23 protein-coding genes are annotated in these 25,774 nt (G+C 65.1%); 8 read left to right on the top strand and 15 right to left on the bottom strand.

The window, feature by feature from the left end; genetic code table 11:
* Window positions 1-177: 177 nt before the first annotated feature.
* Window positions 178-1,731 carry a trimethylamine methyltransferase family protein gene (locus GPA22_RS20440; RefSeq protein ID WP_169257911.1) on the bottom strand — a complete coding sequence of 518 codons (1,554 nt, stop codon included), beginning with the start codon at window positions 1,729-1,731 and terminating at the stop codon, window positions 178-180.
* A gap of 178 nt (window positions 1,732-1,909) precedes the next feature.
* On the opposite strand from GPA22_RS20440, the gene GPA22_RS20435 reads away from it, so the two are divergent.
* The gene (locus GPA22_RS20435) at window positions 1,910-2,971 is read left to right on the top strand and encodes a GlxA family transcriptional regulator (protein ID WP_169257910.1); all 1,062 of its coding nucleotides are present in this window, start codon (window positions 1,910-1,912) and stop codon (window positions 2,969-2,971) included.
* 57 nt (window positions 2,972-3,028) lie between these two features.
* On the opposite strand, the gene GPA22_RS20430 is transcribed toward GPA22_RS20435, so the two are convergent.
* Window positions 3,029-3,628 (bottom strand): hypothetical protein, encoded by a 600-nt coding sequence (locus tag GPA22_RS20430; RefSeq protein WP_211169256.1) that lies wholly within the window; start codon window positions 3,626-3,628, stop codon window positions 3,029-3,031.
* A gap of 263 nt (window positions 3,629-3,891) precedes the next feature.
* Window positions 3,892-5,289, bottom strand: coding sequence for an alkaline phosphatase D family protein (locus GPA22_RS20425; RefSeq protein WP_169257909.1), 1,398 nt, complete (start codon window positions 5,287-5,289; stop codon window positions 3,892-3,894).
* A 514-nt stretch (window positions 5,290-5,803) separates the two neighbouring features.
* On the opposite strand from GPA22_RS20425, the gene copK reads away from it, so the two are divergent.
* The 6 genes from copK (at window position 5,804) to GPA22_RS20395 (ending at window position 10,152) form a co-directional block, all read left to right on the top strand.
* Complete coding sequence (gene copK, locus GPA22_RS20420) at window positions 5,804-6,085, top strand: periplasmic Cu(I)/Cu(II)-binding protein CopK (RefSeq protein WP_169257908.1); 282 nt, start codon at window positions 5,804-5,806, stop codon at window positions 6,083-6,085.
* A gap of 151 nt (window positions 6,086-6,236) precedes the next feature.
* The gene (locus GPA22_RS20415; protein ID WP_169257907.1) at window positions 6,237-6,542 is read left to right on the top strand and encodes a hypothetical protein; all 306 of its coding nucleotides are present in this window, start codon (window positions 6,237-6,239) and stop codon (window positions 6,540-6,542) included.
* A 180-nt stretch (window positions 6,543-6,722) separates the two neighbouring features.
* Window positions 6,723-7,007 (top strand): hypothetical protein, encoded by a 285-nt coding sequence (locus GPA22_RS20410; RefSeq protein WP_169257906.1) that lies wholly within the window; start codon window positions 6,723-6,725, stop codon window positions 7,005-7,007.
* 554 nt (window positions 7,008-7,561) lie between these two features.
* A complete protein-coding gene (locus GPA22_RS20405; RefSeq protein WP_169257905.1) occupies window positions 7,562-8,839 on the top strand; it encodes a 2Fe-2S iron-sulfur cluster-binding protein in 1,278 nt (425 codons plus the stop codon).
* Window positions 8,840-9,418 carry a hypothetical protein gene (locus GPA22_RS20400; protein ID WP_169257904.1) on the top strand — a complete coding sequence of 193 codons (579 nt, stop codon included), beginning with the start codon at window positions 8,840-8,842 and terminating at the stop codon, window positions 9,416-9,418.
* On the top strand, window positions 9,415-10,152 hold the full coding sequence (locus GPA22_RS20395) for a cytochrome c3 family protein (protein ID WP_169257903.1): 738 nt from the start codon (window positions 9,415-9,417) through the stop codon (window positions 10,150-10,152). Before GPA22_RS20400 ends, GPA22_RS20395 begins: the two co-directional genes overlap by 4 nt.
* 33 nt (window positions 10,153-10,185) lie before the next feature.
* Here the strand turns inward: GPA22_RS20395 and GPA22_RS20390 are convergent, their stop codons facing one another.
* Both GPA22_RS20390 and GPA22_RS20385 read right to left on the bottom strand, forming a co-directional pair.
* Window positions 10,186-11,292 carry an FAD-binding oxidoreductase gene (locus tag GPA22_RS20390; protein ID WP_169257902.1) on the bottom strand — a complete coding sequence of 369 codons (1,107 nt, stop codon included), beginning with the start codon at window positions 11,290-11,292 and terminating at the stop codon, window positions 10,186-10,188.
* A gap of 5 nt (window positions 11,293-11,297) precedes the next feature.
* The gene (locus GPA22_RS20385; protein WP_169257901.1) at window positions 11,298-12,539 is read right to left on the bottom strand and encodes an aromatic ring-hydroxylating oxygenase subunit alpha; all 1,242 of its coding nucleotides are present in this window, start codon (window positions 12,537-12,539) and stop codon (window positions 11,298-11,300) included.
* Window positions 12,540-12,901: 362 nt separating this feature from the next.
* Between GPA22_RS20385 and GPA22_RS20380 the strand changes: the two genes are divergently transcribed.
* The gene (locus GPA22_RS20380) at window positions 12,902-13,918 is read left to right on the top strand and encodes a GlxA family transcriptional regulator (RefSeq protein WP_343036111.1); all 1,017 of its coding nucleotides are present in this window, start codon (window positions 12,902-12,904) and stop codon (window positions 13,916-13,918) included.
* An 84-nt stretch (window positions 13,919-14,002) separates the two neighbouring features.
* On the opposite strand, the gene GPA22_RS20375 is transcribed toward GPA22_RS20380, so the two are convergent.
* From GPA22_RS20375 to GPA22_RS20330, 10 genes are all read right to left on the bottom strand, one after another.
* Complete coding sequence (locus GPA22_RS20375; RefSeq protein ID WP_169257900.1) at window positions 14,003-14,869, bottom strand: ABC transporter permease; 867 nt, start codon at window positions 14,867-14,869, stop codon at window positions 14,003-14,005.
* Window positions 14,862-16,091, bottom strand: a complete 1,230-nt coding sequence (gene proV, locus GPA22_RS20370) for a glycine betaine/L-proline ABC transporter ATP-binding protein ProV (RefSeq protein ID WP_343036110.1) — start codon at window positions 16,089-16,091, stop codon at window positions 14,862-14,864. Before proV ends, GPA22_RS20375 begins: the two co-directional genes overlap by 8 nt.
* Before the next feature lie 78 nt (window positions 16,092-16,169).
* Window positions 16,170-17,060 (bottom strand): glycine betaine ABC transporter substrate-binding protein, encoded by an 891-nt coding sequence (locus GPA22_RS20365; protein ID WP_246264568.1) that lies wholly within the window; start codon window positions 17,058-17,060, stop codon window positions 16,170-16,172.
* A gap of 280 nt (window positions 17,061-17,340) precedes the next feature.
* Entirely contained in the window at window positions 17,341-17,562 is a 222-nt protein-coding gene (locus GPA22_RS20360) for a hypothetical protein (protein WP_169257899.1), read from the bottom strand.
* 28 nt (window positions 17,563-17,590) lie between these two features.
* Complete coding sequence (gene etfB / locus GPA22_RS20355; protein ID WP_246264567.1) at window positions 17,591-18,409, bottom strand: electron transfer flavoprotein subunit beta; 819 nt, start codon at window positions 18,407-18,409, stop codon at window positions 17,591-17,593.
* Window positions 18,399-19,649, bottom strand: coding sequence for an electron transfer flavoprotein subunit alpha (etfA, locus tag GPA22_RS20350; protein WP_169257898.1), 1,251 nt, complete (start codon window positions 19,647-19,649; stop codon window positions 18,399-18,401). Before etfA ends, etfB begins: the two co-directional genes overlap by 11 nt.
* Window positions 19,646-21,625: a (Fe-S)-binding protein gene (locus GPA22_RS20345; RefSeq protein ID WP_169257897.1), complete on the bottom strand. Its 1,980-nt coding sequence runs from the start codon at window positions 21,623-21,625 to the stop codon at window positions 19,646-19,648. Before GPA22_RS20345 ends, etfA begins: the two co-directional genes overlap by 4 nt.
* A 209-nt stretch (window positions 21,626-21,834) precedes the next feature.
* Window positions 21,835-23,898 (bottom strand): dimethylglycine demethylation protein DgcA, encoded by a 2,064-nt coding sequence (gene dgcA / locus GPA22_RS20340; protein ID WP_169257896.1) that lies wholly within the window; start codon window positions 23,896-23,898, stop codon window positions 21,835-21,837.
* A 15-nt stretch (window positions 23,899-23,913) separates the two neighbouring features.
* Window positions 23,914-24,441: a DUF5943 domain-containing protein gene (locus GPA22_RS20335; protein WP_169257895.1), complete on the bottom strand. Its 528-nt coding sequence runs from the start codon at window positions 24,439-24,441 to the stop codon at window positions 23,914-23,916.
* A gap of 64 nt (window positions 24,442-24,505) precedes the next feature.
* Complete coding sequence (locus GPA22_RS20330; protein WP_169257894.1) at window positions 24,506-25,483, bottom strand: dipeptidase; 978 nt, start codon at window positions 25,481-25,483, stop codon at window positions 24,506-24,508.
* Window positions 25,484-25,774: the final 291 nt, after the last annotated feature.

The following is a 25,774-nucleotide window of genomic DNA, read 5'->3' as shown; positions in this document are numbered from 1 at the left end:
ACTTATGCTCCACGCTTCCTTCCCACGCTCGGTCGCCCTCGCGCAGTTGCGCTTCACTTCGTTCGCTGTGATCAACTTACGGTGGGACTTGCACCCACAGGAGTGCGCCCATGCTGGGCGCACAAAAAAATGCCGCTGCTGTCGCAGCGGCCAATCCGGAGAGGAGGAAGAAAGGGATCAGTATTCGGTATTGACGGCATCGGCGGCGGGGATTTCCCGTTCGCGCCGGGCGATGTAATCGCGCAGGGCTTCGTCCGTGGCTTCGTCGAGTTTCGGTTCCTCGTATTCGCCCAGGATTTTCCTGGCGTATTCGAGCGCGCGCGCGGTGATCTCCTGCGAACCGTCCGCCTGCCATTGCTCGATCGAATTGTTGTCGAACAATTTCGGCATGAAGAAGGCGCGTTCGAAATTCGCCAGCGTGTGCGCGTGGCCGAGATAGTGGCCGCCGGGGCCGACATCGCGCACCGCCTGCATGGCCTCGTCGAAATCGTCCCAGCGCACACCTTCGGCCATGCGATACCCCATTGCGCACATCTCGGCGTCGACGACGAACTTCGCCACCGAGCAATGCATCCCGGCCTCGTTCCAGCCGGCCGAATGCCAGATGTAATTGGTGCCGGCGTGGAGAACCGCGTTCATGGTCATCGCGCTTTCGTAGCCCGCCTGGGCGTCGAAGGTCTTCGCCCCGCCGAGCGTATTGGAGCTGCGCCAGGGAACGTTATAGAAGCGCGCCATCTGGCCGATCATGTAGTTCATCAGGCTGATCTCCGGCGTGCCGGCCATCGGCGCACCCGATTTCATCGACACCGTGGAGAGGTAATGACCGTACACCGCCGGCGCGCCCTTGCGGATGACCTGCGTGTAGGCGAGGCCCGACAAGGCCTCGGCGTTGAGCTGGGCGACGGCGGGCGCGACCGACGCCGGCGTGTTCGCGCCGCCGAGCACGAAGGGCGAGCACAGCACGGGCTGCTTGCGCTTGCAGAAGGCACGCATCGCCGACAGCATCGTCTCGTCCCACACGAGGGGCGAATTGCCGTTGCAGTTGCCGGTCACGACGGGCGTCTCCTCGAGCACGTCGGCGCCGAAGAGGATGTCGCACATCGCCAGCACGTCCTCGGCATTCCTGCCGGAGGTGGTCATCCCCATGAAGGTCTTGTCGGAGTGCTTCATCGACGAGTACGTGATGTGGAGATGGCGATGGCTGACCTTCACGTCCATCGGCTCGACGATGACGTGCGCGGTCGAATGCAGCGCCGGCGACAGGTGCGCGAGCTTGTGGAACATGTTGAGGTCGGCAAGCGTCGGCAGGCGGCGGACGTCGTCGAGATCGCGCAGGAAGGGCGCGCCGGTCATCGGCACGAAGATCGAATGCCTGCCGCCGAAGGGGAGACTTCTTTCGATATTGCGCGCGCGGTAGGTCCAGCTCGACGGAATCGTCGAAATCAGTTCGCGCACCAGGCCGCGGTCCAGGTGCACGCGCTCGCCGCGCACGTCGGCGCCGGCCTTGCGCCAGTCCTCGAGGGCGATCTCGTCGCGGAAGACGACGCCGACGTCCTCAAGGATCGCCATCGAGGCGTTGTCGATCCGCGCAATCTGGTCGGGGTCCATCGGCTCGCAGTACGGCAGATTGCGCTCCAGTGCGGGCAGCATCGAGGAGCGGGGGGCCATGCGCATTGCGCGCCGCGCCTCGCGTCCACCGCTACGAATGGGTCGGGTCGGATTTTCGATCATCGGTGTATGCTCCGAAAGGTGGTACGTGGAAGGGTAAGAGGTCCCCCCCGCTCTGGCACCGACGGCTGCGAAGCGATCGTGTCCCGGTGCGACACGGCGCAGGCGGCCCCGCGGAAACCGGTCGGCCTCCTCTGTCCACGCCCGCAATTCAATAAAAGTAGAGATCCGGAGACGATGAATGGGTGACAACGTGCGGCAGGCGTCGCGCAGCTTCGACAGCCGCATGCGGCACAGCAACCAGGCCTATCTGCAGGGCGGAGCGCCCCACGACGCCCATCCGCCGATCTGCCGCCGGATCGGCTTCGTGCTGCTCGAACACTTCTCGATGATGGCCTTCACGGGGGCGGTCGACGCGCTCGTCACCGCCAACCTGGTCAGCCGGCAGCCGCTCTACCGCTTTGAAACGTACAGCCTGGAAGGGGCGACGGTGCGCAGCGACCTAGGCATCAACATCTCGGTCGACGCGGAGCTGCCCGCGCTGGACGCGAAGGATCTCGACATCCTGATCATCTGCGGCGGGTTCCGCTCGAACCTCGAACCCCGGCGTCCGGTCGTCGACAAGCTGCGCGAGGTGGCGCGGCGGCAGGCCATCCTGGGCAGCCTGTGGAACGGCAGCTACCTGCTCGCGCACGCCGGCCTGCTGGATGGCTACACCTGCACCGTGCATCCGGACAGCCGCGCGGGACTCGAGGAGTTGCGCCCCCAGGTGCGGCTCCTGCCCAATCCGTTCGTCATCGACCGGGACCGCATCTCGTCGGCGGGGGCCAACAGCGCGCTGGGGATGATGCTCGCGGTGATCCGGCACCACCACGGCGACGAGATGGTGCGCGGCATCGAGGAGATCCTCGCCTGCGACCGGACGCTGGACGACCTTCCCGACAGCCCGATGCCGACGCTGGTGGACGACCCCACCTTCCCGGACGCGCTCCAGACCATCCTGCAACTGATGAAGAACAACATCGAGGAGCCCTTGAGCATCGAGGAGCTCGCCCTTCGCGCACGGATTTCCCGACGCCGGATCGATCGCCTCTTCCAGCGCCACCTCGATACGACGCCTTCGCGCTACTACCTCGAAACCCGCCTCACCCGGGCGCGCCGCCTGCTGCAGCAGACCAACGAACCGATCACCAGCATCGCGATCGCCTGCGGCTTCACCAGCGCGCCCCACTTCAGCCGCTGCTACCGCGAGTTCTTCGGCGTGTCGCCCTCCCAGGTCAGCGCGCGACACCGTCGCGGCTGATCCGCTTCCGGCTGCCGGTTACCGGGAGGGCGATACTGCATCAGCGATCCGATTGTCCTACTTCAACGGGATCATCAGGTGCTGATAGGGCGTTCCCGCCCACATGACGTAAGGCACTGATGTATCGGGGGCGGCGCCCTTCGGATACATGTCGTAGAAAGACTGGTCGGCGCCCATGATCATCACGTGCGGCCCGGTCTTTATCCAGTGGTTGCCCCCATCCGGTTTGGCCGCATAGGGGTCGGTGTTGCTGGCATCGGTTCCCCCCGCCAGCATGTACATGAAGCCGACGTTGCCGGCCGCCGGGGTCTTGTGTTCAATCCATGCCATGGCCCACTCCACCCCGGCGCGATCCATGCACATCGGATCCGGTCCCGGCGTCACCGGGTTGTCCGGCATACAGGTGAACCCGTTCTTGCCTTCGCGCAGGGTTCTCATCTTGCCGTCGGCACCCATGGCGACAATGGCCGCTCCGGCAGCAACTTTTCTCGGTGCCGCCGACATGGCACTCTTGATCATCTTCCTGTCCTCTGCAGACGCCGCCTTGACGCCGGGTTCGCCCGAAGACATGGACATGTCGCGGGCAACGCCCGCGGGCATCCAGGACAAACCCACCATGATCAGCACAGAGCTGCTTGCAATCCAACGCGTGTCCATGGCGCATTCCTCTCTCAAGAATTGATGGGGACTCCCTGCGCGATCCTCAACGACAGCTCATCGCCGCCTTGGGAATAAAAAGCCCCGGGGAGTTTTATTCTGACAGCATGGCCTGATCTTCTTGCTCGCCGGCCTTGATCGACGTTCGCATGGATATGCAGTCGATAGTGCGGTATGGCAGACATGGCTTCACTGTCAAGCGCCTGCCGTTATCGCCCGATAACTAGATCACTCTGCGGTGTACTGCAGGCGGGCGGGTGCGCTCACGGTGTGCGCAGCCGCGCGGCCGGGAACTCCGCCTGCCACAGGCGCGTGCCGGTGGCGTTCCACGCGGCGACGCGCATCAAGCGCGCGCCGGCCGGCCCCGAGAACTCCAGCGTGCAGAAGTTGCGCTGCGTGACCAGTGTCCCGGGCACCTCGCGCACCGGGAACGGGCGGGGATGCACGCGCGCGGTCAGCGGCGAGCAGGTCAGCTCGGTCAGCGGGTAGGTGCCGGGGCGCTCGCGCTCGGTCAGGTGGGTGTAGTGGATGTCGCCGGAGAGGAAGAGCACGCCGTCGATGCGCTCCGCTGCGAGCCAGTCGAGGAAGGCCTGACGCTCGCGCGGGAAGTTGTGCCAGCCCTCGCCGCCGCGACTCTCCGGCGAAGGGCGGTCGCTGAGCATGCGGCTGCCGTTGGTGACCAGCTTGAAGGTGGCGTGCGAGTCGCGCAGTGCACCCTTGAGCCACTCGAGTTGCTTCGCACCGAGCATCGTCCGCGCCGGATCCGTGCCGGCATCGTCGTCGCGGTAGTAACGGTCGTCGAGCAGGAACAGCTCGACATCGCCGAGTGGCACTCGGGCGAAGGTCCCGGCCAGGTCGGGCAGTCCGTAGCTGGGGTTCGCCCAGTTATCCCGGAACAGCTCCAGCGCCGTCGCCTTGAGCGCGAAGTCGCGGTTCGAGTTGTTCGGGCCATAGTCGTGGTCGTCCCAGATGGCGACGTGCTGGCCGGTGCGCAGCAGCCGCTGCAACGGCGCGAAGCTGCGTGTGGCCGCCCAGCGCGCACGCATCCGCGCGGTGGCCTGGTCCGCGCTCGCGAAGTCGTCGTCGCGGTAGTAGATGTTGTCGCCGAGCCACAGCATCACGTCGGGTTGCCGTGCGACGATGGTATCGAAGATCCCGAAGCCGGCGCCGAAGGCGTCCGGCGTGATCTCGTAAGGCGCGTCGGGGACGTAGTTGCACGAGCCGGTGGCGATGACCAGATCGCGAGGCGCGGTGCGATCCGCGGCCGCGGTGGTGAACGCGGGCACCTCGCCGAGCTCGACCGGGGCTCCATCGAGCAGCACGCGGTAGGCGTAGCGCGTGGCGGCGAGCAGACCGTCGAGGTCGATGCGCGCGGTGTGGCCGCGTTCCGGGCTGGCAGCGACGGGCGCGCTGCGCCGCGCCGCGTCGGGTTGCCTCTGCGGCCAGTACTCGAGCTGCACCTGCGCGGGGGCGTCGGTCATCAGCCACACGCCGATGCGCGTGGCCGTCGCCGGCCCGGCCATCGGGCCGCCGGCCAGGGTGGCCGCGTTGACGCCGGCCGCGTGCAACGCCAGTAGCAGCCAGGGCAGCGCCAGGCGGCGCAGGGCGCGCCACACGAAGCCGGGGCGCAGTGGAGGGGCGGAGGAGCTGACGGAATGCATCGGGCTACGGTGCGAGCATAGGGCGCCGCCATGGGGAATCCGCAAGTCGTTGCCTCTGCATTGTAGGGCGTTGACATCCCTCCAGCCAGAATCCTCCAACGAACTCGCACGGTCTCGTAAATGACAAATAGCTGACAAAAAAGTAACGCAGACGTCATCACTCCGTTTGGTGACGCCGCGTAGTATCGGCTCACGATCCTTCGGCGATGAGCATCCAATGCCGTACAGGAAGGGAAAGCACCGTGAGCCGCACTCTGCATCGCTCGACGTCGCGCAATTGGAAACCGTAGCCATTCGGGTCGGCGGGAAGACGTCACCCGGACGTTCGACGCATACCCGCGGAGGCCTTTCCCGCTGTCGGAAATCTTCCCGATACCGGCGGCATCACCGGATACGTGGATGAAAGGCCGTGGTATCGGGGACCCTGATCGGCGTATCAAGGCAGGAGAAGCAAGCGAAGCACCATGTCCGGCCCGACGATGGCCAATTCCGCAATAACAACAAGGAGTAGATCATGCTGACAAAATTCGCAGCCACAACCGCAGCCGTCCTGATTGCCACCACGGCGTTCTCCGCCGATCCGAGCAAGGTCGACAAATCCTATGAATTGAAGGACGGCTCAACCGTTTACATCTTCAAGGACGGGAAAATGGCCATGGAGAACAAGGCCGGGCAGATCGTTTCCATGAAGGATGGACATGCGATGGAAACGAAGGACGGCCAGAAGATCATGATGAAGGGGAACGAGATCTGGCGGCTCGACAACGCGCTGCACAAAGGACACCAGACGAACTGAACCCCGCACGCGCGTTACCGGCCCACCCTGCCTCGTGCAGGGCGGGCTTGTTTGCACGCCAATGGTCGTGTGGTCTCGTGCTTCCAGGGTTTGAAGCGGCGTCCTCCACGAAGTGGTGGATTCCTGGCCCGATTAACACTTGGAGATCGAAATGGATGGAAAGCAGGGAAATTCGCGCACTCGGCAAATCCCGGAGTCGTTCCAGGCGCAGCTTGAGTTAACGCGCTCCTGTTGTGATCTTGGACTGAAATGCTGCAATGGATTGGCTGAGCTGAATGCCGAAATGACTCAGAAGACGATCGCCATGGCGGAAGCCGGTCGCGAACTGTTGTCGGAAAATTCCTTCCCGAAATTCATGGCCAACAGCACCGAAATCAGTATCGCCCTTTGGAGCGCCTGGTGGTCAACGGGAGTCGAGTTTCAGAAAAGCATGCTCGGGAGCCTGGCGAAGCGCTGAAGCAGCCTGTGTCAACCGAGATGCCATGCGACGTAGGCACCATGAACCTTGCGATGATTACAAACAAGTAATACGAATATCATTATCCGGACAGGCACTCCGGCACACACTGTCGACGTCTGCGAATGTTCCCGGCACCGCCAGACCCGGGGGCTTCGCCAACCACCGCTGGAGAACATCATGAAATCCAGGACCTCGTTTGCCATCAGCATGCTATCCATTGCCGTTGCGCTGTCCTTCGACGCCAGTGCCGTGCAGGAACCCCCGCCCGCCGGCGAGTCCCCCAATACGGGGACCGCAACGATACCGGCTACTACGACAGCAACGACATCACGGCACAGTCACATGACCGAAAAGCTCGGCGTGCCTACTCAGCAGGTTGTACCCCCTGCCTCGGACGACAAGGCCGCGGCGAAGGAAAAATCACGGATCGAGCGACACAATCACCAACGTGACATGAAGTAACGCGCTGACGCCATGTCGTTCATGCGCCACGAGCCGCGCCGGAAACATGGCAAGCTGTGTGTATGCCGCCTTCTTGCAGCCGCAGCGGGTTGTCCCGAGGATGCAGTGAATTACCGATATTGCGCCATCGTCCTGCGCAGGCGCTGGATCGTCGAGTGCGACCATGGTCGCACCGAGGTGCCGCACGCTGAAAGCAGTACTGAGAAGTGGCATGACTTCGGGCCAATGGATCCCGTCAAACAGATTCTGCTTTGCAATGAGTAGGGACATGGACAAAGGAACGGCCGGTCAGGCGATACCTCCGGCCGTTACCAAGTGCTGTGGAATGAATGCTGCCTGAACGGGTGAAGCCGTGCGGAAAAGCTGTTCATTCTCCATTCATCCAGACCGCGGAAAAATGAAGGCGTTTTGAACGCTTTATCTGGATGCCGGATGATTTTTGCGCCGTCTCTCCAACTCGTGCGGGAAGATGTCATTGGTTGCTTCCGCACCACGTGGCACGATGCATGCCAAGACCACCCCGTCGGATCCCGTTTGCCTGATGGGTGCCTGGCATGACTTCGCTCACCCTCTTCATGTGGATTGCGTTCGGTATCGCAGTTCAGTTCGCGATCTTTCTTGCCGTGACGTTTTGGCAGCACTGGAAGAAGTACACGGCGCTACGCCTTCGCTCCGATCCGGACGAACCGGTGCAGCCTCAAGACCCGGCACCGGCAGCCAATGACGCGGGAGGAGCGTCCTGGGCCGGCTTCCGTCCCTTCAGGGTGGTGCGAAAGGAGATCGAGGACGAGGCAGGGTCCGTGTGCTCGTTTTACCTTGAACCCGAAGACAAGCGCCCTCTTCCGCCCTTCCTCCCGGGCCAATTTCTGACGTTTCGCCTCGAAGTTCCCGCGCCCGCGGGTGGGACGGAGGAGATCGTCCGCTGCTATTCGCTGTCGGACGCCCCGCGGGCCGACCTTTACCGGGTGTCGATCAAGCGGGTTCCTGCGCCGCCTGGCAGTGCCCTGCCAGCGGGGCGCTCCTCGAATCATTTCCACGATCACGTTAGCCTCGGCAGTCGGCTGATGGTTCGTGCGCCGTCGGGACATTTTCATATCGATCGGAGCGACGCCCCGGTGGTCCTGATTGCAGGGGGGATTGGCATTACCCCGATGTTGAGCATGGCGAATTGGTGCGTCGCGGAACAACCGGGAAGGGAACTCTGGCTGTTTTACGGCGTTCGGGATGCACGCGAGACCGTGATGCTCCCTCACCTGTGCGCACTTGCGGAGCAGCATCCGAACATTCATCTGCGCGTTTGCGTCAGCAACCCCGGCACCGAGCCTGAATCCGGATCGACCTATGTTCGCCGCGGGCGTGTAGACGTGGGCTTGTTGCGCATGGAATTGCCGCTCAAGCCTTATCACTTCTACATCTGCGGACCCACGCCGATGATGGAAAGCCTCGTCCCCGCGCTGGAGGACTGGGGCGTTCCCGACAGCCATATTCATTTCGAAGCCTTCGGGCCTGCCTCGATCAAGCGACGCGCGCAAAGTGCGCCGGCGAGCGTGGTGCCCGAAGGCTCCGCCGCCGGGACCGGCCTTGCCGTCACGTTCGGGAAATCGGGCAAAACCTTGGCGTGGAATGCCGGTGGCGGCAGCCTGCTCGAGCTCGCCGAGGCAGGCGGAGTGAATATTCCTTCCGGCTGCCGGGCCGGCAGTTGCGGAACCTGTCAGACGAAAATCGAGTCGGGCGAAGTCAGTTATCGACAGGAGCCCGACTTCGATCCGGAGCCCGGCACGTGCCTGCTGTGCGTCTGTGTCCCGAAGACCGCCGTGACACTGGGGGCTTGAATGACGAAAACCATCTGGCGCAAACACATCCTGCCTTTTGCCGTGCTGGTGGGGCTTCTGGGTGCCGGTACGGTGCTGGGCGACTATGTCCTGCACCGCCTCGATCTGGTGTGGATCGGGCGTTACCTGGGTATCCCCGGCACCCTGCTGATCATCGGATCCCTCGCCTACTCCCTGCGCAAACGCAAAATGATCAGTTCGGGGAACCCGAAGTCGCTGTTGAACATGCACGAATTTTCCGCATGGCTCGGGTCCCTGCTCGTCCTGATCCACGCGGGGGTGCATTTCAACGCGATTCTTCCCTGGCTTGCGACCGTCGCGATGGGCATCAACACCATCAGCGGCCTGGTTGGGAAACTGCTCCTCGGCCGTTCCCGCGAGCACGTTCAGGCGCAGCGCGACCACTACCAGCTGCGCGGCTTGTCACGGCCGGAGGTTGAACAGGCGGTGTTCTGGGACGCCGTCACGCTGGATGCGATGACGCGTTGGCGCAAGGTTCATATTCCGATCTTTGTCGTCTTTGCGGTTCTCGGACTGGGCCACATCATCAGCATTTTTCTCTTCTGGGGCTGGATATGAGCCGGACGGTCAAGTTCATTCTGGCTGCCAACCTCGCGGTGCTGGCCGTGCTGACGTTCGCTTTCCCCGAACTCATGGTCGGACCGGGGAAGCTGATACCCGGACACCGGGAGCTCGAGGCGGACTGCTTTGCCTGCCACCAGTCACTTGCCGGAGCTTCCGCCGAGCGCTGCATCACCTGCCATGAGCCGCAGAACATCGGCCGTCTCACCTCCAAGGGACAACCCATCGTTAAACCGCTGACCAAAACGCCGTTTCACCAGAAACTCGTCAAGGACGACTGCGTGGCGTGCCACAGTGACCATGCCGGGGTAAAACGTTACCGGCAGCAAGGCCGCTTCAGTCACGCGCTGCTGCAAGCCGATTCACGCGACCAATGCGATACGTGTCACAAGTCGCCCACGGACGCGCTCCATCAGAAGATCACCGGCAACTGCGGAGAGTGCCACGGCCAGGATAAATGGGTTCCCGCGACCTTCGATCATGACAAGTTCTTCAGGCTCGATCGTGACCACAACGTCAAATGCGTCACCTGTCACGAGCGCAATGATTACAGTCGCTATACCTGCTACGGCTGCCACGAACACACCCCCGCAGACATTCGCCGGGAGCACATCGAAGAGGGCATCCGGAAATTCGACAACTGTGTCGAATGTCATGTCAGTGCGGACGAACATGACATCCGGGGCGGACGCGGAGAGGGGGGCCGGGGCGGGAGGGACGACGATGATTGATGGGCAACGCGGTCGCGGCCGGGCAATTGGCCGTTATCGTTCGATCACCAGGTCGCTCCGCGGCGTGCTGCAGCACGGCAGGATGAAACCCTGATCGATCTCGCGCTGGCGGATGCCGCCGCCGTGGGCCATGTCCACCTCGCCGGAGACGAGACGGGACTTGCAGGTGCCGCACATCCCCTTGGCGCAGGATGACGGCAGTCGCAGGCCGGCCGCGCGCGCCGCATCGAGGAGCTTCACGCCGGGAGCGCAGATCACGCTGCGGCCGCTCTTGGTGAACTCGACGGTGAAACCCGCCGCGTCGCCCTCCCCCGTTTCCGCGCTGCCGGCGCCCTCCCCGCCTTCCTGCTCACCTTGCGTGTCGGCGAAGCTGAAGCTTTCCTCGTGGTAGCGCTTCATGTCGAAGCCACCCTCGGCCAGCAGGGCGCGCACGGCAGCCATGTAGGGCGCGGGCCCGCAGCAGAACACTTCACGCTCGGCGAAGTCCGGCGCGATCCGCTTGAGCAGCGGCAGGTCGAGGTAGCCGGTGGGCGACGCCCAGTCGGCTTCGCTACCGCGCCCCTCGCAGACGAAGGCGGTACGGAAGCCCGGCTGGTTGGCCGCGAGCAGGCCCAGCTCGCGGCGGAAGACGATGTCCGCGGGAGTACGGGCGCTATGCACGAAGACGACGTCGCGGTCCTCGCCCAGGTCGTGGAAGCTGCGCGACATGGACATCAGCGGCGTGATCCCCGAGCCGCCGGAAAGGAACAGGTACTTGCCCGCCGGGTGCAGCGCGCACGCGAACTCGCCACTCGGCCCCAGGGCCCGTAGGCTCATGCCCGCGCTGAGGTGGTCGTGCAGCCAGTTGGAGACGCGGCCGCCGGGCACGCGCTTGACCGTGATCGACAGGGTGTCGGGGCGCGTCGGCGGCGAGGAGATCGTATAGCAGCGGTTGACCGTTTCGCCGTCGATTTCCAGTTCCAGCGTGATGAACTGGCCGGGGAGGAAGCGCACCAGGCCGGGACGCCGCGGGCGAAGGATGAAGCTCTTGACGTCGTGCGTCTCCTGGCGCACCTGGCAGCAGATCAGGACGTCGTCCTCCTCCGCGTTCCACAGCGACGGCACGGCGAGCGGGATGTCACGAGTGATCGGTCCGTTCATGCCGGTCACTCCGCCGCCGCCTGCAAACGCCCCACGTACCAGCCGGCGAACTTCTCGACCAGCTCCTCGGTGTAGGGCGAATACGGGCCCGGTTCGTAAGCCGGATCGGCGATGCCGCGCTGGGACATCTCGACCAGCTCGCGGTCCTGCTGGTTGGTCGCACGCCACACCGCGGTGAGGTTGGCGGGATCGTAGTCCCGCCCTTCGACCGCATCCTTGTGCACCAGCCACTTCGTGCGCACGAGGGTGTGGTCCGCGTCGATCGGCAGCACCGTGAAGGTCACGATGTGGTCGCTCATGAAGTGGTGCCAGGAGTTGGGCTGGGTCCAGAACGACAGCCCGCCGAGGTTGCGCTGGCTCAGGTGGCCGAGGAGCTTCTGGCAGGCGACCCTGGCGTCCATCGTCTGCGATTCGCCGGCCTTGTCCAGCGGCAGGCGCTGCGTGCGGAAACCCGTGACGCGGCTGTCCAGCTCGTCGATCTCGGCCGATTCCAGCCCCGCCGCTTGCCAGCGCGCGTGCTCGCGTTCGGTCAGGTCGCGGAAGGCCTGGACCTGTTCGATGTTCGACGGCGAAGGCTGGTAGCCGAAACCGTACTCGTAGAGCGAAACGGTCAGCTCCGGATGATTGGCCACGCAGTGATAGCACTCGCGATTGTTCTCCATCACCAGCTTCCAGTTGCCGGCCTCGACGATCTCGTCCTGCACGGCGATCTTGCACTCGGTCAGCCGGTGCGGCGCGAGGTAGCGCGACATCGCTTCGCGCATCTGCGCGAAATCTTCGGGCGGATTCTCGACCAGGCAGACGAAGATCAGGCCCGCGACGCTTTCGACATGCACGCGCTTCAGTCCGCGCCCGGCGGGGTCGAAGTCCTCGCCCATGTGCTCCGCGTAGATCAGCTTGCCGGACAGGTCGTAGGTCCACTGGTGGTACGGGCACACCAGGTTGCCGACGCTGCCTTTGTGGGCGTTGCACAACTGCGCACCGCGATGGCGGCAGACGTTGTGGAAGGCGCGCAGCTCCATGTCGTCGTTGCGCAGCACGACGACCGAGGCGCGGCCCAGCTTGACGGTGAAGTAGTCGCCCGGCTCGGGGATGTCGGGCTCGACGCCGACGTAGATCCAGTGCCGGGCGAAGATGGCCTCCATGTCGAGGTCGAAGATCTCCGGGCTCGTGTAGAACTGCGCATCCAGGCTGTGGCCGGGACGTCGGGCGGCGAGGAGTTCCCTCACCTTCTTGCTCACTTGCATGTCCTTTCCTCTTCGGTGCAGAAACGTTGAGGCAATGTTCCCGCAGGCCGCCCGGGCTCACTTGTGCCTGGTGGACGCAATCCCATCCAATTCCGACATGGGGCTTCCTCGACCGGGCATTCCTTTTCCCGAAGTGAAGCCACGGCCGGCACTGGCCAAGGCCCGGGGAAGACGCTATGTTTACAGGCATATAACTCGATCCGCTCGGCGCACCAGAACGACAGAAAGCGCCGGCGCCACGCGACCTGTCGGGGCGTGTGCGCAAGGGCCACCAACAGGAGACATGGATGTTCGACTTCCACCTGGCCGCGGCGCCAAGACCTTTCGCGCCCCGATCGCGACGCTGAGAGCGGAGAACCGAAGTGTCCGCACTCCCAACGGCGACGCGCGTCGGCTTTCTGGTGCTGAACGAGTTCACGATGATCGCGTTCTCGAGCGCCGTCGAAGTCCTGCGCATGGCCAACCACATCAGCGGCAAGCCCTTGTACAGCTGGTCGGTGATCAGCGCGGACGGCCAGTCCGTGGCCTGCAGCAACGGGCTGGCGCCGGCACGGATCGGCACCTACGAGGACGCGGGGCCGTTCGACATGGTGTTCGTGTGCGGGGGGACGAACGTCACCCGCTTCGTCGATGACAAGGTCATTGCCCTGCTACGCCGCATCGCCCACGACAAGGTGATTCTCGGCGGGCTATGCACCGGGACCTACGCACTGGTCAAAGCCGGCCTGCTGAACGGTTATCGCGCAACGATCCACTGGGAAAACCTCAGCGCCCTGCGGGAGGCCCACGACAAGATCCGCTTCGTCGAGGAGCTCTTCGTCATCGACCGCGACCGCATCACCTGCACGGGGGGCATCGCGCCCATCGACATGATGCTGGCCGTCGTGCGCGAGCGCTTCGGCAAGACCCTGGTTGCGGAGATCTCCGAGCAGTTCATCCTGGAACGGGTACGCGACAGCAAGGATCGCCAACACATCCCGCTGGCCGCACGGGCGGGATGCAACCGCAGGGCGCTGGTGGAAGTGGCCGCGCTGATGGAGGCGAACATCGAGGAGCCGCTGTCGCTGGAGGACTTGTCGCAGCTCGCCGGACTCTCCCAGCGCCATCTGCAGCGCCTGTTCCGCGAGGCCCTCCAGGTCACCCCCAGCCACTACTACCTCGAATTGCGGCTGCGCCGTGCGCGCGAACTCCTGCTGCAGACGCAGATGTCGATCACCAACATCACGATCGCCTGCGGCTTCCAGTCCGCCTGCCATTTCAGCAAGTGCTACCGCGCGCTGTTCGGCAAGCCCCCGAGCAGCGAGCGCCGACCGCAGGGGACGGCGGCCGTCGAACCGCAGCAGCGCAACACGCCCGCGGCACACGATCTGGCGGCGTGAGGCGCCGGCCCGCGGATCGCGGCGGAAACGGCATGTAGCATCGGGGCACCCGGCGCACGGGAATCGCGCCGGGCACCACGGGTATCAGGCCCCCTGCCCCTGGTTTTTGCGGCGTGCGATGCGCTCTTCCTTCGGCACACCGAAGCTCTCGGTGAGACGGTCGAGAATGATCGCGAGCAGCACCACGGCGAGGCCGGACTCGAAACCCAGCCCGATGTCGAGGCGCTGGATACTGGCGAGCACGTTGTTGCCCAGGCCGCCGCCGCCGACCATCGACGCGATGATGACCATCGACAGCGCCATCATGATCGTCTGGTTCACGCCGGCCATGATCGACGGCAGCGCGCCGGGAATCTGGATCTTCAGCAGGACCTGCAGCGGCGTGCAGCCGAAGGTGATGCCGGCCTCGACCTGCTCCTTGTTCACCTGGCGGATGCCGAGCGCGGTCAGGCGCACCACGGGCGGCATCGCGAAGATCACCGTCGCGAGGACGGCCGGCACGCGGCCGAGGCCGAACAGCATCGCGGCGGGGATGAGGTACACGAACGCCGGCATCGTCTGCATGAAGTCCAGCACCGGACGCAGCAGATAATTGACGCGGCGGTTGAGGGCAGCCGCGATGCCCAGCGGTATGCCCACCAGCAGGCTGATGAGCGTCGACGAGATGATCAGCGCGAGCGTCGCCATCGTCGCCTGCCAGAAGCCCGTGCCGATGATGACAAGAAGCGCTCCGGCGGCAACGACGGCGAATTTCCAGCCGATACGCCAGAATCCCAGCGCGACGAACACACTCGCGAGGAGCCAGTCGGGGATCAGGTGCAGGAAGCCCTCGGTCAGTTCGGTCATCTGGCCGACCACGTCGCCGAGGCCGGCCAGCACCCCGTGATCGTTCTTGACGATGAAATTGACGATTTTCTCGGCCCATTCACCGAGTGGCAGGAAATCACGCATGGGTCAGTTCTTCCTTTGCCATTTTCTTGAGCAGGATCGTCTGGGTGACGGCACCGATATAGTGGCCCTGGGGTTCGACCACCGGCAGCGGATAGGGCATCTTCACGATGCGGCAGATCAGATCGCTCAGGTTGAGGTCGCCATTCACCGGGGGCAGATCGCCCAGCAAGGCGTACGACAGCTCCCGGGAGCCGGACTCCAGCGAGCGGATCATCGAGTCGATGGAGACCGTGCCGACGAGCTTGCGATCGGAATCGAGCACGAAGCCGTAGTTGCGGCGGGCTGCGCGCAGACGCTCGATCACGGCGTGGAAGCCGTCCCTGAAATCGCTCTGCGCGAAGAAGACCGGTACCGCATCGACATCGGCAACGTCCTTGGCGGACAGGTACTTGTTCACGTCCACGCCGTTGAAGAAGGCGCGCACATAGTCGTCCACGGGGTTGCGGATGATGTCGTCGGGCGTGCCGATCTGCACGATGCGGCCCCCTTCCATGATCGCGATGCGGTCGCCGATGCGGCAGGCCTCGTCGAGGTCGTGCGAGACGAAGATGATCGTGCGCTTGTGGTCCCGTTGCAGGTCGAGCAGCAGGCCCTGCATTTCGGTGCGTTTCAACGGGTCGAGGGCGGAGAAGGCCTCGTCCATCAGCATCAGCGACGGATTGACGACCAGCGCGCGCGCGAGGCCCGCCCGCTGCTGCATGCCGCCGCTCAGCTCGCGCGGGTAGCGGTTGGCGAAGGCCGCCAGGCCCACCTGTTCGAGCACCTTCATCGCCCGCGCTTCGCGCTCCTTGCGCGGCACGCCGGACACCTCGAGCCCGAAGGCGGCGTTCGCGAGCACCGTGAGATGCGGCAGCAGCGCAAACGACTGGAAAACCATTGCCATGTCGCGGCGGCGCAGCTCGATGAGCTGCTTCGGATCCATCGACGCGACGTCCTGGCCGTCGACCAGCACCTGCCCCGAACTCGGCTCGATCAGCCGGTTGAGCAGGCGGATCAGCGTGGATTTGCCTGATCCGGACAGCCCCATGATGACGAAGATCTCGCCCGCGTTGATATGGAAACTCGCATTCTGGACACCGACCACCATTCCGGTCTGGCGGACGATGTCGTCCTTGTCCTTGCCTGAACGCAGCATCTGCATCGCCACGTCCGGCTTGGGTCCGAAGATCTTGTACAGATCCTTTACAACGATTTTTTCCTGCATGGTCTTGCGTGCCTCCACCGTACTGCTCCATCCGTCAACAGCCGGTGCCCGCATTGGCGTGAGCACCGGTTTCAGCGTCCTGGCCGGACGGCGCCCTTACTGGGCGTCCTTCAGCCAGCCTGCAACCATTTCGGGATGGCTCGCGATGTAGGCGGCGGCCTCTTTCTCGTAGGACGACTCCTTCGCCTTCGCCATGATGCCCTCGAGGTCCGACAGCGGGATCTTGAAGTTCTTGATGAAGGCCGCGGCTTTCGGGAAGTCCTGGTCGAAGCCCTTGCGGCCGATCGCGTGGATCGCTTCCGCGCCGCCGAGGGATTTCTTCGGATCCTCCAGGTAGCGCACCTTGTACTTCGAGAACATCCAGTGCGGATTCCAGGTCGTCACGACGATCCATTCCTTGCGCGTCATCGCCCGATCGAGGGCGACGATCATCGCCGCATCGGAACCGGTGCGCAGGTCATAGCCCGCCAGGCTGTAGTCCTTGAGCGCCTGCTCGGACGCACGCATCAGGCCGGCGCCGGGGTCGATCCCCTGCACCTGGCTCTTCAGCTTCTTCGCCACTTCCGGCTTGTTCAGGTCGGCGATCGACGACAGCTCGGACGCCGGCACGTAGTCGGGAACGGCCCAACCGAGCTTCGCGTCGCCGTACAGGACTCCCAGATCCATCAGATCCCCCGAGAGCTTGTCCCAGTAAGCCTTGTGCGTATTCGGCAGCCACGCCATCAGCATCACGTCGAGCTGCTTCTTGGCGACGCCCTGGTATTGCAGGCCGATGTCGGTCATCACCAGCTCGACCTTGTAGCCGAGCCGCTGCTCGAGCAGCTGCTTGGCGATGTTCGTCACCGCCTCGGCGTCCGACCAGGCCGTCCAGCCGATCTTGATCGTCTTCTGTTCGGCAGCCTGGACGCCGGTCGCGCCCGCCACTGCCGATACGATCATCGCTGCGCCGATTGCGTGCTTGAATGCTTGCTTCAGTCCTGAAAACATCTGCTCCTCCGGTTTGGTATGGCGGGCTCTATTGCATCGGCCCGTTCGTGGTGAGTCTGAGTTATGCGAGTCGAGAGCTTCGGTCCTGCAAGTGCAACGGTCCTCCGGCGCCGCGGCACGAATGTTTTGGATCGATCGGCGTGAAGCCAGTCTAGGGTTCCCGGGGCAAGGCAAGTTACCCCCTTGCGACCTCCACCCATCCTGTTTGCGTCAAACCGCGGCGCGGCAGCCGCATTCGATTTTCGGCAGATTCTCGTGGTGCGTTTCCGAGCGCGGGGCCTCAGGGCTTGAGGATCATTTCGATGGCCTCGCGCACCTCGGGCTGCAGCGTGACGCCTTCGGCGCACAACTTCCCGATCAGCTCGGGGAGCCCGTCGACCGGCTGGGCTGCCCGTATCTGGCGTGCCCAGGATTCGGGCGATCCGCTGGCCGGGAGATCGATGCCCAGTTCGCCCAGTCGCTGACGGAAATCGTCGATATCGACGAGGTCGGCAAACATCATGAGAATGTCCTCCCGGACAGGCCGGCGCTCACCGCAGGACCCCTTCTTCGCGCAACAGTTTGAGGATCGCCTCCGCGCCCTGTTGCGCCGACACCCCGGTGAGCACCTGCCCGCCGCTGCCTTCCGCCTTCGCCGCGGCGGCCTTGAAGCGGTCTCGCGCGGAGCTCGCCTTGACGATCTTGAGGCGCTTGGGACGCTTGCGTGCGGGGGCAACCGTCCACTCCAGCGCCAAACCGTCCGGCGTCATCCCGGACGCCAACTGGCGCAATTCCCCGCGCCGTGCGGGACCGAACGCGCTTTGCCGTGCCGGCTGCGCGGCCGCGTCGACCGTGACGACGGCGGGCAGCCGCACCTTCAACCGCCGACGCTGGCCGCGCGGCAAGGCCTGCAATACCGTCATCGTGTCGCGGTCGACCGACTCGACCGCGGCGAGCCCCGACACCAGCGACCAGCCCAGGCGTTCGGCCAGCAGGAACGGGACGAGTCCCGACCCTTCCCCCGTTTCGCCACGCGCGCCGCACAGCACCAGGCGCGGCGCGGCAGCGCGCAGCCAGGCTTCAAGCGCCGGCACGATGTCCGACCCCGCCGGCTGCTGCAGCACGTCGATCGCACCGATGCCCATGCCCAGATAGCCGCGCAGTGCGGCTTCCGACTCCGGCGACGAGTCGCCGGCATGCACGAGGCTCAGATCTTCAGGCGCCGCCAGTGACAAACCGATCTCGACAGCCCGGGCGTCGTATTCCGCGCGGCGCGTGCGCCCCGTCACCGGGTGACGTCCCACCGAAACCAGCGCCGCGACCTTCAGCGGCCGACCATCCGGCGGCATTACCTTGTCATCACGCTGCATTGCGCTGCTCCTTGCGAACGCCTTCGACCCTCTCCACCAGGGCGGCGAGCACTGCGCTCGAATCTGCGATCACCGCCAGGTCCGCGCGCTTCACCATGTCGCACCCGGGGTCCGTGTTGATCGCGACCACCTTGTCGCACTGCTGGATGCCTTGCAGGTGCTGGATCGCGCCCGAGATGCCGACCGCCAGATACACGCGCGCGGTGACCCATGTGCCGGTCGCGCCGACCTGGCGGTGACGCGGCATGAAGCCGTTGTCCACCGCGACCCGCGACGCCCCTTCCGTTGCGCCGAGCACTGCGGCCGCCCGGTGGAAGCCGTCCCAGTCGCGGATGCCGTTGCCTGCTGAGAGGATGAATTCCGCCTCCGCGAGCGCGACCCCGGCGGGGTCGACCGCCACCGCACCGAGGTCCTCGATACGGCGCAGCGCCTGTGGCAAGGCCGCCGGCGGCGCGATCGATTCGGCCGCGTGGACCGTTTCGCTGACCGGTTCGGCACATTCGGGCAGCGCGAGCACGATGCGCGGCAGCGCGCGGGTGATGTCGACGGTGCCGGCCGCGCCGCGGGCGATGCACTGCCCGTCGGCGATCTGCCACACCTGGGTCGCCGGCCGCTCCCCGCGCCGTGCCGCGAAGCGCCGGCCCAGTTCCGCGCCGCCGAGGGGCGAATCGGGGAACAGCCAGTGGCGCGGCTCGTGCTGCCGTTCGATGCCGCCCAGCGCGTTCAGGCGCTGTTCCGGTGCGTAACCGTCGAAGGACTCGCCGGCGAAATTGACGACGCGGTCCACACCGGCTTCGCCGAGCGCGTCCTCGCGGGATTCGCCGAAACTCACCAGCAGCACGGCACCCTGCTCCGCGCCGTCGGCGAGCTGCCGCGCGAGGCCTAGCACGTCGCGGTCGTGCGCCGACAAACGTCCGCCGGGCATGTCCGCAACTACCGCGATGATGAACGCCGGGTTGTCGATCTGCACGCGACGCCGTGCCGGGGCCGCCGCCGCTTCGCGCCGGGCCGAGCCCGCCGCATTCGCGGTCTGCGCGCCGCTGCGGTCGATGCGACGGATGCCGTTCGGACCGATGAAGCCGACCGCGTGCGGATTGCGCCGGATGATGCCGTTCGGCCCCATCCACTGCGCCACCTCGGCCCCGCCGTTCAGCCGGGCCAGCACCGCCTCGTGCTCGGGATGCAGGCGATTGCGGGCGATCCACTCGGTGCGAGGATCGCGTCTGACGATTTCACTCATGCCACCACCTCCACTGCCCGTTCGGCTGCAGCCGCCTTGCCCGCACGAGCTGCCGGCGCCGGTGCCGCCACGAGCTGCGCCGCGACGAGCTCGGCGATATCGAGCACTTCGGGGCGCGGCCCGACGACGCCTTCGAGCATCGCCGTGCATTGCGGGCAACCGACGGCCACGATGTCGGCCTGCGTCGCGTTGATCTCTTCCATACGCATGTCGGGGATGCGGCGCTTGCCAGGAATGTCCGTGATCGGCGCCCCGCCACCGCCGCCACAGCAGCGCGAACGGAAGCCGGAACGTTCCATCTCGACCACCTTGATGCCGATCCCCTTCAGCGCCTTGCGCGGCGCCTCGTACTCGCCGTTGTAGCGGCCGAGATAGCACGGGTCGTGATAGGTCACGCGCCCGCCGGTCCATTCGCCCAGTGCGAGCCGGCCCTTCTCCATCTGTGCGGAGATGAAGGTGCTGTGATGCGTCACGGTGTAGGTGGCACCGAAGGCCGGGTACTCGTTCTTCAGCACGTGGAAGCTGTGCGGGTCGCAGGTCACGATCTCGCGGAAGCGGTACTTGGCGAGCGTCGCCGCGTTACGCAGCGCGAGCGCCTGGAAACTCGCCTCGTCGCCCAGCCGGCGCGCGACGTCGCCGCTGTCGAGCTCCTCGTTGCCGAGCACCGCGAAATCCACCTGCGCCGCGCGCAGCACCTTGACGAGCGCGCGCAGGGTGCGCTGGTTGCGCATGTCGAAGGCACCGTCGCCCATCCACAGCAGCACGTCGGCGGTGCCGCGTTTCGCCATCAACGGCAAGTCGAGGTCGGCCGCCCAGTTCATGCGCGACGCCGGATCGAAGCCGCCCGGGTTGTCGGTGGTCGCGAGGTTCTCCAGCACCTCCCGGCCCTTGTTCGGCGTGTTGCCGTGTTCCATCGTCAGGAAGCGGCGCATGTCGACGATCGCATCGACGTGCTCGATCATCATCGGGCACTCCTCGACACAGGCGCGGCAGGTCGTGCAGGACCACAGGGTCTCCGCATCGACCAGCGCGCGGCCCTCACGTACGTCTCGCAGCACGATTGGACTGTGCGCGTCGCCACCGTGCTCGCCGACCGGCTTGCCGGGATAAGGCGAGCCCGCATAGGCCGCGTCGGTACCGCCGGCCATGCCGACGACCATGTCCTGGATCAGCTTCTTCGGGTTCAGCGGCTGGCCGGCGGCGAAGGCCGGGCACATCGCCTCGCAGCGGCCGCACTGCACGCAGGCGTCGAAGCCGAGGAGCTGGTTCCACGTGAAATCGGCCGGCTTGCCGACGCCCAGCGGCGCGGCGGAATCGTTCAGGTCGAGCGGTTTGAGGCCCGTCGAGCGGCCGCCGCCGAAGCGTTCGGGCCGGCGGTGGAAAGCCAGGTGCAGCGCGCCGGCGAAGGCGTGCTTCATCGGACCACCCCAGGTCATGCCGAGGAACATCTCGGAGATGCCCCACGCGACGACCAGCGTCAGCACCGCAGCCAGCGCCCAGCCCCCGAACCCGGCCGGCAGGATCCCGGCCGTCGGCAGCGTGACCAGGAACACGCCGCTCGCGAACGCGAAAAGGCTCTTCGGCAGACGCATCCACGGGCCGAGCGAGAGACGTGCCGGGGGATTCTTGCGTCGCGCGGCGACACGCAGGGCGCCGGCGAACATGACAACTGCCGCCGCGAGCAGCGCCCAGCTCAACAGCCGGCTCTCGAGCTGGAAGCCATGCACCAGGATCAGCAGCACGGCGGCCGCAACGAAGCCGCCGCCGGTGGCGACGTGGGTGTTCGCGAACACCTTGTCGCGCGCGACGACATCGTGGAGGTCCACCAGGTAGCGCCGCGGCATCGCGACCAGGCCGCCGAGCACGGAGACCGGCGACGGCCGGCCCTGCCGCCACAGGCGGATGCGCCGGACTGCGCCCAGCAGCGCCAGCGCCAGCGAGGCGAAGATCAATATGGGGAGTACTACTTCAAGCATTCGTCTCTCCTAGTGCCGCGTATGCTCCTATCGGCACATTCAGGCGCGATTAGCAGGTTCCTTCCCCTTCAAGGGGAAGGACAGGATGGGGATGGGTTTCTTGCAGGCGCCGCGGAGTCCACCCATCCCCACCCCAGCCCTCCCCTTGAAGGGGAGGGAGAAAAACCGCGCATCCTTCACTGCTTCTCGTGCTAATCGGCAACTTCCGCTCAGAAGTCCTTGCACAGCCTCAGCGCATCGAGGATGGCCGCGTGGGTGTTACGCTGGGACACGCAATCGCCGATGCGGAACAGCAGATAACCGTCGCCTTTCTCCGCAAGGCAGGACTGCGGCTGGATCGCGAAGAGCTCCTCGATATTCACCTGGCCCTTGTTGCGCGAACCGGGCTTCAGCTCGTAGTACAGCTTCTCGTCCGGCCGCACGCCGTTCTCGACCACGATCTGGTCGACCACGCGCTCTTCCTTCGCACCGGTGTATTCGTTCTCCAGCACCGCGACGAGCTTGTCGCCTTCGCGATACACCTTCTCCAGCATCATGTCCCCGGTCATGATCACTTCCTTGGGGTACAGGCTGCGGTAGTAGGTCGGGAAGGTCGTGCCGCCGATCGCGACACCCGGTTTGATGTCGTCGGTGACGATCTCGACCTTGGCGCCCTTGTCGGCGAGGTAATCCGCTGCCGACATGCCGGAGAACTCGCAGATCGTGTCGTACACCAATACGCTCTTCCCCGGTGCAACCTTGCCTTCGAGAATGTCCCAGCTGCTCACGACCAAGCCTTCGGCGGCGCCCCAGTGCGGGTTCTGCTCGAGGAAGGGGTGCGCACCGACCGCCAGCACGACGACGTCCGGCCTGAGGTCCATGATCGTCGCCGCATCCGCCGCGACGCCCAGGCGCAGGTCGATTTTCAGGCGCGCGAGTTCCAACTGGTACCAGCGCGTGATGCCCGCCATCTGGTCGCGCTGCGGTGCGCGCGCGGCGATCGAGATCTGGCCGCCCAGCGCATCCTTCTTCTCGAACAGCGTCACGTCATGGCCGCGCTCGGCTGCGACGCGCGCCGCTTCCATGCCGGCCGGTCCGCCGCCGACGACGACGACCTTGCGCTTCGGGCCCGTCGACTTCTCGATGATGTGCGGCAGCCCCTGATGCTCGCGCGAGGTCGCGGCGTTCTGGATGCACAGCACATCCAGGCCCTGGTACTGGCGGTCGATGCAGTAGTTCGCGCCGACGCACTGGCGGATCTGGTCGACCTTGCCCATCTTGATCTTGTTCACGAAGTGCGGATCGGCGATGTGCGCGCGCGTCATGCCGACGAGGTCCACGTAGCCGCCTTCGAGGATGCGCTGCGCCTGGTTGGGATCCTTGATGTTCTGCGCGTGGATCACCGGCACCGACACCACTTCCTTGATCCCGGCCGCCAGATGCAGGAAGGGCTCCGGCGGAAAGCTCATGTTCGGGATCACGTTCGCCAGCGTGTTGTGCGTGTCACAGCCCGAACCGACAACGCCGATGAAATCCAGCAGTCCCGTGTCGCTGTAGTACTTGGCGATCTGCTTCATGTCCTCGTGCGTGAGACCATCCGGGTGGAACTCGTCGCCGCAGATGCGCATGCCGACGACGAAATCGCGCCCGACCTCGGCGCGCACGGCTTTCAGAACCTCCATGCCGAAACGCATGCGGTTCTCGAAGGAGCCGCCCCACTCGTCGGTGCGGTGGTTGACGCGCGGGCTCCAGAACTGGTCGATGAGGTGCTGGTGCACCGCCGACAACTCGACGCCATCCAGCCCACCTTCCTTCGCACGGCGCGCGGCCTGCGCGTAGTTGCCGATGATGCGCTGGATCTCCTCGGGTTCGATGGTCTTGCAGGTCGCGCGGTGCACCGGCTCGCGGATGCCCGACGGCGACACCAGATGCGGCCAGTTCTCGCCGTCCCAGCGCGAGCGCCGGCCCATGTGCGTGATCTGGATCATGATCTTGGCGCCGTGCTTGTGCATCGCGTCGGCGAGGTTCTGGAAGTGCGGGATGATCTTGTCGGTCGACAGGTTCACCGACTTCCACCAGCCCTGCGGGCTGTCGATCGCGACCACCGAGGAGCCGCCGCAGATGCACAGGCCGATGCCGCCCTTGGCCTTCTCCTCGTAGTACCCGACGTAGCGCTCAGTGGTCATGCCGCCGTCGGTCGCATAGACCTCGGCGTGCGCGGTGCTGACGATGCGGTTGCGGATCGTCAGCTTGCCGATCTGGATCGGCTGGAAAAGGGCGTCGAACTGTGCCATTGCCTGTTACTCCTGTCAGCGCGGGCGGGTGATGAACACGCCGTAATCGCAGCCTTCCTCGGCGCCGCTCTGGGTCTGCTCGGCAAGGGTGCGCAGGGGGCTGCCGGCGGCGGCGAGGATCTGGTCCATCGCGCCGGCGAACCAGCCGGTGAACATGTATTCGATCTTGCGGCCGACCTTGCCGTACTCATAGACGAAGGCCGAATGGTCCAGCCGCACGCGGCAGGTACCCGCGTCGAGGTCGATCGCCTCGATCGAGAAGAGGCCCCAGCCGCGCTGCGACAGGCGCTTCATGTAGTGCTCGAACACCGCGACGCCCGACAGCCCGTGCAGCGCGGCTTCCTTCTCGCACCAGTGCCACGCCGACTTGTAGCCCGCCTTGTAGAGGATCTGGGCGTAGCGCTCGGCGCCGATCTCTTCCTCGATGCCCTTGTGGTTGTTGATGAAGAAGTGGCGCGGCACGTACAGCATCGGCAGCGCGTCGCTGGTCCAGACGCCGGTTTCGGAATCGACTTCGATCGGCAGTTGCGGTGCGGTCTTCATGTTCGGTTTGTCTCCAGTATCTTGTTGGGGCAGCAAAGGGGCAGAAAGGCGACTCGCGTTGGACTCACTCGCCCCAGACGTCGCGCAGCACGCGCACCCAGTTCTCGCCCATCACCTTGCGCACGACACGCTCGGACATGCCGCGCTTGAGCAGCGTTTCGGTCAGGTTCGGGAATTCACCGACGGTCCGGATGCCGAGCGGATTGACGATCTTTCCGAAGTTGGTGAGGCGGCGAGCGTAGCCCTTGTCGTGCGTGAGCCACTCGAAGAAGTCCTTGTCGTGGCCCTGCGTGAAGTCGGTGCCGATGCCGATCGCATCCTCGCCGACGATGTCCATGACGTACTCGATCGCCTCGGCGTAATCGTCGATCGTCGAATCGATGCCTTTCTTGAGGAAGGGTGCGAACATCGTCACGCCGACGAAGCCGCCGTGATCGGCGATGAACTTCAGCTCGGCGTCGGACTTGTTGCGCGGATGTTCCTTGAGTCCGGACGGCAGGCAGTGGGAGTAGCAGACCGGCTTTTTCGATTCGAGGATGACTTCCTCGGAGGTCTTCGCGCCGACGTGCGAGAGGTCGCACATGATGCCGACGCGGTTCATCTCGGCGACGACCTCGCGGCCGAAGCCCGACAGCCCGCCGTCACGCTCGTAGCAGCCGGTGCCCACGAGGTTCTGCGTGTTGTAGCACATCTGCACGATGCCCACGCCGAGCCTCTTGAAGATCTCGACGTAGCCCAGCTTGTCCTCGAACGCGTGCGCGTTCTGGAAGCCGAGGATGATGCCGGTCTTGTTGGCTTCCTTCGCCGCGGCGATATCCGCGGTGGTGCGCACCGGCATCACGAGGTCCGTGCTTTCCGCCATCAGGCGATTGACCATCACGATGTTGTCGACGGTCGCCTGGAATCCTTCCCACACCGAAACGGTGCAGTTCGCCGCCGTCAATCCGCCGCGGCGCATGTCCTCGAACAGATGCCTGTTCCACTTCGCAATGATCAGCCCGTCGATGACAACGGCACTGTCGTGAATTTCCTTTGCATTCATTATCCGACTCCTCCGCAAGCGCGATTCGTGGAGATGAGAATAGCGTCGGGGCCGAAACCCCTATTGCACAGGAAGCGACGGGGACGAGCCAAAATGCGTCATCCCGACAAGCCGGCATTGGCAAGGCACATCCGCTGTGCCACGAAATGGAAATCGTCGGACGTATCGGGATAGGGGCGGTCAGGCTTCCTGACCGATCCCCTCCCACACCACCCGGCATGCGGGTCCGCACCGGGCGGTTCGAGCAGTTGAGGTCATGAGAGCCGCGGCACGCCGAGTCGGTCGAAGTAG

Source organism: Aromatoleum toluvorans, assembly GCF_012910905.1.
In the GTDB taxonomy this organism is placed as follows: Bacteria; Pseudomonadota; Gammaproteobacteria; order Burkholderiales; family Rhodocyclaceae; genus Aromatoleum; species Aromatoleum toluvorans.
The sequence above is the reverse complement of the archived record's forward strand: the minus strand, read 5'-3'. Positions and strand labels throughout refer to the sequence as shown.

Coding starts and splice junctions, on each gene's coding strand:
- GPA22_RS20440 (WP_169257911.1), bottom strand. CDS start 1,731: ATGATCGAAAATCCGACCCGACCCATTCGTAGCGGTGGACGCGAGGCG.
- GPA22_RS20435 (WP_169257910.1), top strand. CDS start 1,910: ATGGGTGACAACGTGCGGCAGGCGTCGCGCAGCTTCGACAGCCGCATG.
- GPA22_RS20430 (WP_211169256.1), bottom strand. CDS start 3,628: ATGGACACGCGTTGGATTGCAAGCAGCTCTGTGCTGATCATGGTGGGT.
- GPA22_RS20425 (WP_169257909.1), bottom strand. CDS start 5,289: ATGCATTCCGTCAGCTCCTCCGCCCCTCCACTGCGCCCCGGCTTCGTG.
- copK (WP_169257908.1), top strand. CDS start 5,804: ATGCTGACAAAATTCGCAGCCACAACCGCAGCCGTCCTGATTGCCACC.
- GPA22_RS20415 (WP_169257907.1), top strand. CDS start 6,237: ATGGATGGAAAGCAGGGAAATTCGCGCACTCGGCAAATCCCGGAGTCG.
- GPA22_RS20410 (WP_169257906.1), top strand. CDS start 6,723: ATGAAATCCAGGACCTCGTTTGCCATCAGCATGCTATCCATTGCCGTT.
- GPA22_RS20405 (WP_169257905.1), top strand. CDS start 7,562: ATGACTTCGCTCACCCTCTTCATGTGGATTGCGTTCGGTATCGCAGTT.
- GPA22_RS20400 (WP_169257904.1), top strand. CDS start 8,840: ATGACGAAAACCATCTGGCGCAAACACATCCTGCCTTTTGCCGTGCTG.
- GPA22_RS20395 (WP_169257903.1), top strand. CDS start 9,415: ATGAGCCGGACGGTCAAGTTCATTCTGGCTGCCAACCTCGCGGTGCTG.
- GPA22_RS20390 (WP_169257902.1), bottom strand. CDS start 11,292: ATGAACGGACCGATCACTCGTGACATCCCGCTCGCCGTGCCGTCGCTG.
- GPA22_RS20385 (WP_169257901.1), bottom strand. CDS start 12,539: ATGCAAGTGAGCAAGAAGGTGAGGGAACTCCTCGCCGCCCGACGTCCC.
- GPA22_RS20375 (WP_169257900.1), bottom strand. CDS start 14,869: ATGCGTGATTTCCTGCCACTCGGTGAATGGGCCGAGAAAATCGTCAAT.
- GPA22_RS20365 (WP_246264568.1), bottom strand. CDS start 17,060: ATGTTTTCAGGACTGAAGCAAGCATTCAAGCACGCAATCGGCGCAGCG.
- GPA22_RS20360 (WP_169257899.1), bottom strand. CDS start 17,562: ATGATGTTTGCCGACCTCGTCGATATCGACGATTTCCGTCAGCGACTG.
- etfB (WP_246264567.1), bottom strand. CDS start 18,409: ATGCAGCGTGATGACAAGGTAATGCCGCCGGATGGTCGGCCGCTGAAG.
- etfA (WP_169257898.1), bottom strand. CDS start 19,649: ATGAGTGAAATCGTCAGACGCGATCCTCGCACCGAGTGGATCGCCCGC.
- GPA22_RS20345 (WP_169257897.1), bottom strand. CDS start 21,625: ATGCTTGAAGTAGTACTCCCCATATTGATCTTCGCCTCGCTGGCGCTG.
- dgcA (WP_169257896.1), bottom strand. CDS start 23,898: ATGGCACAGTTCGACGCCCTTTTCCAGCCGATCCAGATCGGCAAGCTG.
- GPA22_RS20335 (WP_169257895.1), bottom strand. CDS start 24,441: ATGAAGACCGCACCGCAACTGCCGATCGAAGTCGATTCCGAAACCGGC.
- GPA22_RS20330 (WP_169257894.1), bottom strand. CDS start 25,483: ATGAATGCAAAGGAAATTCACGACAGTGCCGTTGTCATCGACGGGCTG.